This is a genomic window from Teredinibacter turnerae T7901 (assembly GCF_000023025.1).
Classification (GTDB): Bacteria; Pseudomonadota; Gammaproteobacteria; order Pseudomonadales; family Cellvibrionaceae; genus Teredinibacter; species Teredinibacter turnerae_B.
Window position 1 is genome coordinate 458,223 of sequence record NC_012997.1, and the last position, 11,992, is coordinate 470,214.

At 51.7% G+C, this 11,992-nt stretch carries 9 protein-coding genes; 4 read left to right on the forward strand and 5 right to left on the reverse strand.

Annotation, left to right across the window (positions count from 1 at the left end):
• Positions 1 to 104 precede the first annotated feature (104 nt).
• Positions 105 to 650, forward strand: coding sequence for a glutathione peroxidase (locus tag TERTU_RS01965; protein ID WP_015818323.1), 546 nt, complete (start codon positions 105 to 107; stop codon positions 648 to 650).
• A gap of 61 nt (positions 651 to 711) precedes the next feature.
• Here the strand turns inward: TERTU_RS01965 and TERTU_RS01970 are convergent, their stop codons facing one another.
• Entirely contained in the window at positions 712 to 1,908 is a 1,197-nt protein-coding gene (locus TERTU_RS01970; RefSeq protein WP_015819775.1) for an extracellular catalytic domain type 1 short-chain-length polyhydroxyalkanoate depolymerase, read from the reverse strand.
• A gap of 297 nt (positions 1,909 to 2,205) precedes the next feature.
• Between TERTU_RS01970 and TERTU_RS01975 the strand changes: the two genes are divergently transcribed.
• The gene (locus TERTU_RS01975) at positions 2,206 to 3,255 is read left to right on the forward strand and encodes a hypothetical protein (RefSeq protein WP_041590015.1); all 1,050 of its coding nucleotides are present in this window, start codon (positions 2,206 to 2,208) and stop codon (positions 3,253 to 3,255) included.
• 136 nt (positions 3,256 to 3,391) lie between these two features.
• Here the strand turns inward: TERTU_RS01975 and TERTU_RS01980 are convergent, their stop codons facing one another.
• Positions 3,392 to 4,672, reverse strand: coding sequence for a lipoprotein (locus TERTU_RS01980; protein ID WP_015817871.1), 1,281 nt, complete (start codon positions 4,670 to 4,672; stop codon positions 3,392 to 3,394).
• Between the two features lie 402 nt (positions 4,673 to 5,074).
• A complete protein-coding gene (locus tag TERTU_RS01990) occupies positions 5,075 to 6,481 on the reverse strand; it encodes a lipoprotein (protein WP_015817401.1) in 1,407 nt (468 codons plus the stop codon).
• Between the two features lie 489 nt (positions 6,482 to 6,970).
• Between TERTU_RS01990 and TERTU_RS01995 the strand changes: the two genes are divergently transcribed.
• Positions 6,971 to 8,578 (forward strand): inorganic phosphate transporter, encoded by a 1,608-nt coding sequence (locus tag TERTU_RS01995; RefSeq protein WP_015819196.1) that lies wholly within the window; start codon positions 6,971 to 6,973, stop codon positions 8,576 to 8,578.
• An 18-nt stretch (positions 8,579 to 8,596) separates the two neighbouring features.
• Complete coding sequence (ppk2, locus tag TERTU_RS02000) at positions 8,597 to 9,526, forward strand: polyphosphate kinase 2 (RefSeq protein WP_015820931.1); 930 nt, start codon at positions 8,597 to 8,599, stop codon at positions 9,524 to 9,526.
• Positions 9,527 to 9,904: 378 nt separating this feature from the next.
• Here ppk2 and fghA read toward each other — a convergent pair whose 3' ends face one another.
• Positions 9,905 to 10,747: an S-formylglutathione hydrolase gene (fghA, locus tag TERTU_RS02005; RefSeq protein ID WP_015819626.1), complete on the reverse strand. Its 843-nt coding sequence runs from the start codon at positions 10,745 to 10,747 to the stop codon at positions 9,905 to 9,907.
• On the reverse strand, positions 10,747 to 11,853 hold the full coding sequence (locus tag TERTU_RS02010; RefSeq protein ID WP_015817353.1) for an S-(hydroxymethyl)glutathione dehydrogenase/class III alcohol dehydrogenase: 1,107 nt from the start codon (positions 11,851 to 11,853) through the stop codon (positions 10,747 to 10,749). The genes fghA and TERTU_RS02010 overlap by 1 nt, the downstream gene beginning before the upstream one ends.
• Between the last annotated feature and the right edge of the window lie 139 nt (positions 11,854 to 11,992).

Consider the following 11,992-nt stretch of genomic DNA (forward strand, 5'->3'; position numbering starts at 1 on the left):
TCACGAGCAGCGAGCAACGCATCGAAAACGCGCCGGCGCACTATTTTTGAATGTGCCTGTCTTATCTCATATTGCACAACAACCCAAATTGTGAGGAGAAGTTAATGAGTGCTGTTCAGAATATTCCTGTCAATCGCATCGATGGCGAGCAACAAACCCTGGCGGACTACCAAGGTAAAGTTCTCCTGGTTGTCAATGTGGCCTCGAAATGTGGCTTAACCCCGCAGTATGAAGGGTTGCAAAAACTCTATGCCGACAAGCAGGGCGATGGCCTGGAAATCTTAGGTTTTCCCGCCAACAATTTTATGGGGCAGGAGCCTGGTAGCAACGAAGAAATTCAAGAGTTTTGCAGCCTTAACTTTAATGTCAGCTTCCCGATGTTTGAAAAAATCTCTGTACTGGGCGACGACAAGCACCCGCTGTACGACGCCCTGACCGACGCACAACCGAGCGCCGAGGGCGATGGCCCGTTCCGCGAGAAATTAAAAGGCCATGGCGTAGAGCGGGATAACCCGGCCGACATTTTGTGGAATTTCGAAAAGTTTGTGGTCGGCCGCAGCGGCGAGGTGGTTGCGCGTTTTGCTCCGGATGTAACCGCAGATGATCCGCGTCTGGTGGCGTGTATCGAGGCAGAATTAGCCAAATCCTGATCGCCTCAGGTAAAACGAAAAAGCCAGCAAATTGCTGGCTTTTTTGTGGGTGGTATTTTAACTACGCCAACTTGCGTTTGCGGCGGCCCATCAACACCAACGCGGCACCGACCAGCAACAGCCAGGGGCTGGACGCACCGCCGCCGCTGCTTCCGCCGGAAGAGCTGCTGGACGAACTCGAACTGCTGGAAGAGCTGGAGCTACTGGAAGAACTTGAGCTGCTCGAAGAGCTGGAACTACTGGACGAACTGGAACTGCTCGAGCTACTGGAACTACTCGAAGAACTTGAGCTGCTGCTTGAGGTATCCGCAGGTACGTCCAGCCCAAAAAAGCGTATCGCTTCTTTGGCATAGAAAGCGCCGTTGCTAAATAGAAAATCGTGGTCTGCATCAGCCAGGCTGTTCGCCTCCACCAGTGGCTTTTCGCTGTCGTTGCCGTACCGGGTACGGGTGTTAATACCGTCAGTGGTGGTGCTCAGCGGGGTTTGGCTTAACCCATGCACATTGGTCCACTGCTCTATGGCCTCGCCAAAGTTGGCGTAATCGAGGGTGCCATCTTTGGTACCGTGCCACAACTGCATGCGCGGCCAGGGGCCGTTATAACCCGGGTTGACGTTGCGCACCGCATCACCCCATTGCTGCGCGGTTTTATCCAATGTGCCGTTGGCACAGGCGCTATTCCACCCTGCGGGCTGGCTGGCGGCAAAACAGGTGAACGGCAGCCCTGCAAAGGCAGCGCCTGCGGCGAATACGTCTGGATGCAGCGCGAGCATCACGTTGGTCATCATGCCGCCGGAACTCAAGCCCACCGCAAAAATACGCGAATCGTCCACGTTGTAATGACTGCGCACGTAGTTGACCATCGACATCAGGCCAATCGGGTCACTGCCGGTACCGTTCAGCGATGCGTCAGAGCTGGCATCAAAACAGTTGGTGTTGTTGCGGGCCGCCGTGTCGGGTTCGCTCGGGTAGATAACGATATAGCCGTACTGGTCAGCCAGCTCATCAAACTGAGTGCCGTTAAAAAATGCGGGGCCGCTGCCGCCGCAATAATGCATGGCCAGCAGCACCGGCGCATTGTTTTCTAAGTTTTCCGGCACATACAGGTGCATACCCAGTTCGGTGGGGTTATCGCCAAAATTGGTAATTTCGGTGAGCACTCCAGCGGCAACTTGAGCGTTGGCCCAGAGCGGGGAAAGCAGTATTGAGCCCGCAACCGCTATGGTTGCGGTGAATTTCTTAAGCGTATAAATCGACATAAAAGAACCTTTACCTCTGCGACCTCAGAATGTCGCCCGGTTATTTTTATTAGGGATGGCGTGAAAAGCGCCATATGGACTCTACTAACTGTTGATAATTGCGTCAACCGCTCTGCGACTTTGGTCTTAAGTTACTGGATAAGCTGCTTTTCACGCCTTTTTTTACAGGAAACATGGGATAAACCTGTCGCTTCTTTCACATAAGGAATAACGGCGTCGGCGAATGCCACGCGACAACGTCTTTTGCAGTGGTGCGTTCGCTGTGAGAGAGGAAATGGACATTCTGTGGAGAAAGAAATGATGATTAAACAATTACTCGCTTTGGTTCTGGCATGGGGTTGCGCGATACCGGGCTTTGCAGCCTTATCGACCGACAAGGAAAAACCGACGGAGATTGACCTTGCTAAAAATTACCCTGTGATTCTGCGGGACTCGGATGTGGAAGGCACCTTTTATGTTCGGGTGATAAATATTCCACCGGGGGTAAAAGATTATTTTTCGGTGGAAATAACCGCTGAAAAAATTGAGGTGGAAGCGTTGAAAGATCCGAGGTCCAAGTCGACTGACGATTCAGAAACGGCAATGGAAACTGCAGCGGAGGGTACTAATACTAAGGGGGCCGCCGACCCCTGCAGCGACTTAAAAACTGCAACGAAGAAACTCCAGGATGAAACTAACCCTGCCATGGTTGGGTTCCACCTGACGCAAGTTAAAACCCTGTTGGACGATGAACAATGCCGCACGTCAGAAATCACCTATGCAGCAAAATCCGCGATTGAGTCAACCCAGTCAGCGGTTTTTAAAGTCTCGGTTGCTCACGGCGAGCGGGTTACCCTGCTGATAAAAACGCAGGATAAAGACAAAAAGCTCACACGCTCTTTCTACGAGCATGTTATTTCTGGAGCACAGGAAAAATTTTATACCCACGTGGGCTTTACCTTTCTTAAAAACCAGGGCACCGAATGGTATTCCAAACCGACGGTCGCTGACGACGGCAAAACCACCTATACGGTTGCGCGGCAGGAAAGTCAGGACGACATACTCTATGTGCCAACGGCTTTATTTACCATGCCCATGGGGAGCCGTGGCAAAACAGTTGAGTACGGCATTACTGCAGGTTTGGGTGTGAACAATAGCGATGTGGTAGTGGTGTTGGGGGGCAGTTTGATTATCAAACAGAATGTTCTGGTAAGTCTGCTGGTCGGGGTGCAAGAGCAGTCCAGTTTGAACGGCGGTTACGCTAATGGCCAGGCACTGGGTGAAACGGCGGTTGATTCAGATGCGCTAAACGGCAAGGAATTCCGCGGTACGGTGGGTTTGTCGGTGGGGTACAGGTTCGGCAAATAAATGGGGATAAAAACGGCAGCCGAGGCTGCCGTTTTTGTTGGTGTGCAAATGCACTTTGTTCTGGCCGTTAAGCGGCTGGATGTTCTCCGTTATTCTCAACCGGATAATCGAATTCGCTCAGTAGCCAGATGTGCTATTAGCTTGCGGGAGCAGGCTCAACCTCAACACTGTAAATGGTAACCTTTCCTGCGAAAGTAACGTCTCCAGTAACCTGAACGCCTATTTGGTATTTGCCGTCTGCTGGTAGCAAGGCTTTGTTTACTAGACAATCGACAGTCATCACGTCAGTGGTAGTAGCCGCAACATTGCAGTAGACGCCGTCATAAGGAGATCCGGCTTGTTGTACCATTGCTTGCAGCGTCGCTCCGCTATCGATGAACGCTTGATCAGCCTGAACAGTAAAAGAGACTGTAGCGTTACTCAGGTCAGTGTACGCATCTGTAACGTAAAGAAGGTTTCTATACGTTGCGTCACCCGAACCAGGTTCAAACCACACACTTTTCACGCCGTCCACATCGCTGTAGTCCATAGTGAGCGCGCCGTAGGATGCCGTCCAACCGGAATCCATAGCAAAGTCGCTATTGTAGGTCGGGGTGGTTGGGGTTTTGTCTTCCGCCAGGGTTAAAACGACGTTATCGATCATTAGGTCGCCGGTAACTGTAGTCGGCTTCTTATTGGCATTAACTTGCAGGCCAAAGGTGTCGACCTTTGTTAAATCAAAGTTATCGTTTTTGTGGCCAAAGGCGGTACCGTTGGTTGCGCCAAGATTCGTGATGGTGAAAGTGTTGTAGGCATCGCCGGTCAAGCCTTCAGCGGTCCTGTAACCCACGTTCGCATATTCACCGTTAACATCGTGAAAGAACAACATAAATGCTGTTTTTTTATCAGTCACGTATTCTTGTGGAACGTAGACGTCCAGTGAAATGTCCGCACCCGTTATCACCGCGGGATCGGCATCTTCATAGAACACATAGAAACTGTCGTCTTCTGAAGCCCAGGTAGGCTCAATAACCATTGCGCCTTCAGTCGCCGAGTGCGAGAGGGCGGGTGCGACCGCATTGCCCTGGGCAGATGAATCCCAATCGTCCACTTCTGCGGCATCATCAAAGGTATATTCCAGCGTCGCGCCGGAGCCTGAACTGCTGGATGAGCTGCTGGAAGAACTGGAGCTGCTGGAAGAACTGGAGCTGCTGGATGAGCTGCTGCTGGAAGATGAACTGGAGCTGCTGGATGATGAGCTGGAACTTGATGACGAACTTGAGCTGCTGCTGGAGGAGCTGGAGCTGCTGGAAGAACTGGACGATGTTGTTGAGCCGTTACCGGGCACTGGAACACTGTCGGTATCATCGGAGCCGCCGCAACCGGTTAAAACCACAGCGGAACACATCATACTCATGAGTACGAGCTTGCGAATCATAGTATTTCCCTTTCAGGTCTGTAGAGCGGATGAAAAATATTATTGTAGTGAGGCGCTGTACCTCTGCGCCTGAGCGAGGAAATAATTGTTCAGAATTTGGTATGAGGCAATAGGTGACAAATGCAAACAGTATCCAGAAGGACAGAAGGTAGATTTTTGCGACCGAACGGTAGTGGATGTGAGTGGTCACTTCGGTAGTTATGTGATCTAAATCTCTTTTTTGGCGTCAATTAAGCTTTTAAGGTTTCGCTTAAATTCACGCTCTAGATCCATATTCAAGAAGTGGGTTAGTTCAAAAGTATGAATAGGCGTCAGGGGCCACGATTCCCTCTCACCCGTCATAAATGCCTGGGAATGACATCGCAGGTGAGAATGAAATCGTGGTCTCAATGAGTAATAGAGTTAATTGCTCTGGGGGGTGACCTGTATATTGTAAATCGACACTTTGGCGTCAGCGTTGCCGTCACCGCCTAGCGTCTGCACACCGTACTGGAATTCGGTGGCGTTACCCAGAGTCAAGGCACCCTCCACCGGGCATTCGACCCGAAACCACTCCGTGTCCGCAGGGACAGCATTGCAGTAAACGCCCGCGTAATCATCCCCCGCGCGCTGCGCCATTACCTGCAGCGAAGCGCCACTATCGAGGAATGACTGGTTCACAGACAGGTTCATGGTGATTGTGGCATTGCTAAGGTCAAGAAAGTCACTGGATTTGTATACGAGATTACGGAACTGCGTTGCCGTTGAACCGGGTTTGTAGCTAACGCTCTTCACGCCACCAATGGCCCCGAAACTTATTGCAAGGGGTACAGAGCTACTCCACGCTGTCGAAAGTTCGAGCGGAAAGTCAGATTCGAAGTTCGGGTCAGTCGCGATCTTGTTTGCGGCATGATTGCGAAGTATCACGTTGTCGACAAACACATGTTCCGATGTGCTAACCCGGGGAGCAGGTTTAGCCTCTGTCACACCTGTCTGAATCACCACACCAACCGATGTTACTGTGGTTTGATCAAAGTTTTGGGTAGATACATTCATATTGGGTTTGGTCAGGGTAAACCGGTTGTCATCATCAGGCGTCTGCTTGAACATGTCGCCCCAAAGAATGTAATTGAAATTGCCGTCTGAATCGATCGCGAAGAAGCGGAATACCGGGCGGCCATCAGTGATGTAGGCGTCGGGAACGATAAAGTCCATGCTCAACGAGCCGTTTTTGAGATTGATGGGCGGATCTACACCGAACAAAATTGCCGCAATATCGTCGTCGCTGTTCCAGGCTGTGTCTAATTCCAGGGCCTGTTTCTCGGCAGAGTAGAGGATGATGGGATCAGCGGTGCTACTGCCCCAGGTTGTGGTATTCCAGTCATCGATTTCGTCAGACCCGCTGAATTCGTAGCGAATTTCGCGGGGCGCGGCGGTACCCGATGAGCTCGAACTGCTGGAAGACGAACTGGAACTACTCGACGAACTTGAACTACTGGAAGAAGAGCTGGAGCTACTTGAGGAGCTTGAACTGCTGGAAGAAGAGCTGGAACTGCTCGATGAACTGGAACTACTGGCTGCGGCACCTGAGCTGCTCGATGAGCTGGAGCTGCTGGACGACGAGCTCGAACTGCTGGATGAGGTCGAGCCACCAGGCACTGATCCAGAGCTGCTGGATGAACTGGAGCTGCTGCTGGACGACGAACTGGAGCTGGATGAGGTCGATGAGCTGTTGTCTGATGGATCCTTATCGTTGTCATCCGAGCCGCCGCAGCCGGTCAGTGCGACGGCGGAACACATCAACCCCACGAGTAAAACTTCGCGAATCATAGTAATTCCTTTTTTTTCTGTAGAGCAAAATAAAAAATACGTTGTATGGCACCGGCTGGTTGGCCGGAGGGGGGCGAATAATTGTTCAGAATTTGGTATGAGGCAATAGGTGACAAAGTGAATTGTGTATAGATTATGTACGCACGGAGAATGCCGGTAAAAAATAGGGCGGACTTTGTGATTTATACTGGTCTGTCTGTGATTATTATTTGTTTTTAAAGATTTTTTACATTTTTTTTGTGCACTTTTTCTGTTAACGAATTAACTGATTTGCAGGTGGATTAGGCCAGTTCTTTAGTGTGAGATATTGTGCCCACTCTGCTCGGCGGGGTGTCGCCAGTCGCTTACTGTTTGACCTAAAACTGACACCGAATTGTCATGCCAGGTTGATAGCTTACCCAGTTTGGCCCGAAGCAGAGGGAGGATGCTCCTGCGTCGGTAACAGGCCCGTTGAAAAAGGGTCGCGCTTTGCCCTCTGGGAGGCACGTTATGAGTGTTCAGATTTCCGACCCGGTACGCACCGGGGCTTCTTCCTTGTTACCCTTTTCTAACACCAGCTTGCTGTTTGGTGTACTCCTGGTCGCGATGACCACCTATTTTTTGTTTTGGGGGTTTGGTTACGTGAACGGTAACCAGGGCTTTATTTTTGTGTTGGCGACACTGTTTGGCGTTTTTATGGCGTTCAACATTGGCGGTAACGATGTGGCCAACTCCTTTGGTACCAGTGTTGGTGCCGGTACGTTAACCATTAAACAGGCACTGGCGGTGGCCGCTATCTTCGAAGTCAGCGGTGCAGTGATTGCCGGTGGTGAAGTCACTTCCACCATACGCAAGGGAATCGTCGATTTGTCGACGGTGGCCATTGCTCCCATGCAGTTTGTTTACATCATGATGTCGGCGTTGTTGGCTGCAGCGCTCTGGTTATTGTTTGCCAGTAAAAAAGGTTGGCCGGTATCCACCACCCATTCGATTATTGGTGGCATTGTTGGCAGCTCCATAACGCTTGGTATTTTGGTCGCGGGTAGCCAGGGCGCCGTGAATTTAGTGCACTGGGATAAAATCGGCACTATCGCAATTTCGTGGGTGTTGTCACCGGTACTAGGTGGTGCTGTGTCTTATGTACTTTACGCGCAAATTAAAAAGCACATTTTGCAGTACAACGACAAAGCGGCTGCGCAGCTTGCGGCAATGCGCGAGGAAAAGCGGCAGCACCGCGCTGAACACAAAAAAGCGTTTGAAACGCTAAGCGAACTGCAACGCATCTCGTACAACAGTGCCATGGCGCGCGATGCTTCGGTAATTGCGGAGCCGGATTATAACCCAGAGGATCTGGAGTCTGATTATTATCAGCGGTTACATGCGATTAACCAGAAAACACACGATATAGACTCGCATCGGGCGCTGGAGGTATGGGTCCCTGTAATAGCAGCGGCAGGCGGGATGATAATTTCCTCCATGCTCCTGTTTAAGGGCTTGAAGAATATGCATCTGGGCCTGAGCACGCTGCACAATTATTTAATTATGGGCATGGTGGGGGCCACTATCTGGATGGCGACCTTTATCTTCGCCAAAAACCTGAAAGGCGTTACGCTTGAGCGTTCCACCTTTTTAATGTTCAGTTGGATGCAGGTGTTCACTGCTTCGGGCTTTGCGTTTAGTCACGGTTCAAACGATATCGCCAACGCGATAGGCCCGTTTGCCGCAATCCTCGATGTACTGCGTACCGGCGCACTTAATTCCAAAGCTGCCGTACCAAGCATTGCGATGATCACCTTCGGTGTGGCGCTTATTGCTGGGCTTTGGTTTATCGGTAAAGAAGTTATTCAAACGGTGGGCCACAACCTGACCAAAATGCATCCGGCGTCGGGGTTTTCCGCCGAACTCGCGGCAGCAGCGGTGGTGATGATGGCATCGTTAATGGGCCTGCCGGTATCGAGTACCCATATTCTGATTGGTGCTGTGTTGGGGATCGGCCTGGTAAATCGCCAGACCAATTGGAACTTGATGAAACCCATCGGTATGGCCTGGGTCATAACTTTACCGGCGGCGGGTTTATTGAGCGCGCTGGCGTTTCTCTTTTTTAACAGCGTGATGTAGGAATTGCGGTCTCTATCAATGAATGATTACTTCGATGACCTGGACGATAATGTCGATTTAAGCTGGTTGCAGGCTGAGCTGGAAGATGCCATCGACGAAGACTACGAACTGGAATTCTCTGAACCAACATTGTCGATGGAGTTGCGGGAACTTTACAAAAAAGAGCACCCGCAAAGCATTCCACGTCGCACCTATTTCAAGCAATTACTGATGCTGCAAACGGAACTGATTAAATTGCAGGACTGGGTGGTGGCCAGTGGCGAGAAAATCGCTATCTTGTTTGAAGGGCGCGATGCGGCGGGTAAAGGTGGGGTGATCAAGCGAATTACCCAACGACTTAACCCTCGTGTGGTACGCGTGGTGGCACTGCCCAAGCCCACTGAGCGCGAACAAACCCAGTGGTATTTTCAGCGCTATGTTAAACATTTGCCTGCCGGTGGCGAAATCGTATTGTTCGATCGCTCCTGGTACAACCGCTCCGGGGTCGAGCGGGTAATGGGGTTCGCCACGGAAAATGAGGTGGAAAGTTTTTTTCAGCAAGTGCCAGAATTTGAAAAAATGCTGGTGAATTCAGGAATTCGGCTGCTGAAATACTGGTTTTCCATTACCGATGAAGAACAACAGCTGCGCTTTTTAATGCGCATTTACGACCCGTTAAAACAGTGGAAGTTGAGCCCCATGGATCTGGAATCCCGGGTGCGCTGGGAGGCCTACACCAAGGCCAAAGAGGAAACCTTCGCGCGCACCAATATTCCCGACGCCCCGTGGTTTATTGTCGAGGGTAACGATAAAAAACGGGCGCGGTTGAATTGTATCGATCATTTGTTGACGCAAATCCCTTACCAAGAGGTGGAAAGCGAGCGCATTGAACTGCCGCAGCGAATATTTCATCCTGAATATGAGCGCAGGGATTTACCGCCGGAAATGTTTGTACCTAATAAATATTGATGCAGTAGTGACGTAAAAAAGGGCGGAATTTCCGCCCTTTTTTACTAGGGCCTGTTAACACTAATTCAATTCGCTCTGCTGGAGCCTGTATTTTCAGGATGAAAGGCATTTTTGGCGTTGTTTAGCGGGCTAAACGAGCGAAAAATAACGCATCAGCCTGGAAATACAAGCCCAGCCCTGCGGGTTGCGGCTAAAATCCCGCTCTCAGCGTTGTTTATCGCTCATTTGGAACAACCAAACTATGCTCTAAACGTCGGGGTGCCGCATCACTCGATAGCGAAATTTTAGCCGCAACAGAATGAATCGAATTAGTGTTAACAGGCCCTAGTACTTGTTGGTAATTACTTTTTCAAAAATAGCCAATAACGCGTTAGCCCGCTAACTCCACAGCAGGTGGTTTGCGTGAAATGCAATATGCTCGTCGATAAAACTCGCGATAAAAAAGTAGCTGTGGTCGTAACCGGCTTGCATGCGAATGGTCATCGGGTACTGGTGCTCGGTGCTCGCACGCAATAATCGGTCGGTTTTCAACTGCTCCACTAGAAAGCTGTCGGCCGAGCCCTGGTCCACCAGTACCGGCAGATGGCTTTGTGCTTTGCCCAGAAGTGTGCAGGTGTCGTAGTCTTCCCAGGCGCTGCGGTCGTCGCCCAGATATTGCCCCAACGCTTTTTCGCCCCAGGGGCAATTCAGCGGAGAGCATATCGGTGAAAACGCCGATACGGAGCGGTATTTTCCCGGGTTTTTTAACGCAATGGTCAGTGCGCCGTGGCCACCCATGGAGTGGCCAAAAATACTCTGGCGCGCAGTATCCACGGGTAAATGCTGGGAAATAAGCGCGGGCAACTCAGTTACCACATAATCGTACATGCGGTAGTGCGCGGCCCAGGGTTGCTCGGTGGCATTCACGTAAAATCCTGCGCCCTTGCCGAAATCCCATGCGCCGTTTGGATCGTCCGGTACATCGTCACCGCGCGGGCTAGTGTCCGGGGCAACTATCGCCACACCGTATTCGGCGGCAAAGCGCTGGGCTCCTGCTTTGGTTACAAAATTTTCGTCAGTGCAGGTTAAGCCGCTCAGCCAGTAAATGACGGGTACGGGAGTTTTTTGAGCGTCCTGCGGTAAAAACACCGAGAAAGTCATATCGCAGTTCAGGCTGTGCGAGCGGTGTTTAAAGCGCAGTTGCTCACCACCGCAACATTGGATGGCACTCAGCTTTTCCATCAGTACACCACCACGGAGCGAATGCTCTCGCCTTTGTGCATTAAATCAAACGCGTTATTGATTTCGTCCAGTGGCATGGTGTGAGTAATCAAATCGTCGATATTGATCTTGCCTTCCATATACCAGTCCACAATGCGCGGCACGTCGGTGCGACCGCGGGCCCCGCCAAACGCCGAGCCATGCCACGAGCGGCCTGTGACTAGCTGGAACGGACGGGTGCTGATTTCCTGTCCGGCACCGGCGACACCAATAATGCAGCTGCGCCCCCAGCCTTTGTGGCAGCATTCCAGCGCCTGGCGCATGACATTCACGTTGCCGATACACTCAAAGCTGTAGTCCACACCGCCGCCGGTCATTTGCACCAGGTGATCGACCACGCTGTCGTAGTCCTTCGGGTTAACGAAATCCGTCATCCCGAATTGTTTCGCCAGTTCGGCCTTGGCGGGGTTGGTATCGACTCCGATGATGCGGGTCGCGCCAACCATTTTTGCACCCTGAATAACGTTTAAACCAATGCCGCCCAAACCGAACACGGCGACGGTTGCGCCGGCTTCCACCTTCATGGTGAAGGCCACGGCCCCAATACCGGTGGTGACACCGCAGCCGATGTAGCAGACTTTATCGAAAGGCGCGTCCTCGCGGATTTTTGCCAGCGCGATTTCTGGCAGCACGGTGTAATTGGAAAAAGTGGAGCAGCCCATGTAGTGCAAAATAGGTTTGCCGTCGATGGAAAAGCGGCTGGAGCCGTCGGGCATAACGCCCTGGCCCTGAGTGGAGCGGATAGCCTGGCACAGGTTGGTTTTTGGGTTGAGGCAGTAGTCGCACTCGCGGCACTCGGGCGTGTACAAGGGAATAACGTGATCACCGGGCTTAAGGCCTTTCACGCCGGGGCCCACGTCCACCACTACGCCTGCACCTTCGTGGCCGAGAATTGCGGGAAAGGCGCCTTCGGGGTCGTCGCCAGAGAGCGTGAAGGCATCGGTATGACACACGCCACTGGCTTTTATTTCGACAAGAACTTCACCCGCTTTTGGGCCTTCGAGGTCGACATCCATTACTTGAAGAGGTTGGCCCGCTGCAAAGGCAACGGCTGCGCGTGTTTTCATGGGGGCTCCGTACAATAGTTTTTAGAGAGTTCGTGTTAGAGGATTTATGGCTATGGCTCTCAGAGGAGGCTGCCGATTCCGGGCTGCAGGCACCTGGGTCAAGAACTCAGGCGCGAAGAAAGTTGTCCGGGCATTTTAA

Coding starts and splice junctions, on each gene's coding strand:
- TERTU_RS01975 (WP_041590015.1), top strand. CDS start 2,206: ATGATGATTAAACAATTACTCGCTTTGGTTCTGGCATGGGGTTGCGCG.
- fghA (WP_015819626.1), bottom strand. CDS start 10,747: ATGGAAAAGCTGAGTGCCATCCAATGTTGCGGTGGTGAGCAACTGCGC.
- TERTU_RS01965 (WP_015818323.1), top strand. CDS start 105: ATGAGTGCTGTTCAGAATATTCCTGTCAATCGCATCGATGGCGAGCAA.
- TERTU_RS01990 (WP_015817401.1), bottom strand. CDS start 6,481: ATGATTCGCGAAGTTTTACTCGTGGGGTTGATGTGTTCCGCCGTCGCA.
- ppk2 (WP_015820931.1), top strand. CDS start 8,597: ATGAATGATTACTTCGATGACCTGGACGATAATGTCGATTTAAGCTGG.
- TERTU_RS01980 (WP_015817871.1), bottom strand. CDS start 4,672: ATGATTCGCAAGCTCGTACTCATGAGTATGATGTGTTCCGCTGTGGTT.
- TERTU_RS01970 (WP_015819775.1), bottom strand. CDS start 1,908: ATGTCGATTTATACGCTTAAGAAATTCACCGCAACCATAGCGGTTGCG.
- TERTU_RS02010 (WP_015817353.1), bottom strand. CDS start 11,853: ATGAAAACACGCGCAGCCGTTGCCTTTGCAGCGGGCCAACCTCTTCAA.
- TERTU_RS01995 (WP_015819196.1), top strand. CDS start 6,971: ATGAGTGTTCAGATTTCCGACCCGGTACGCACCGGGGCTTCTTCCTTG.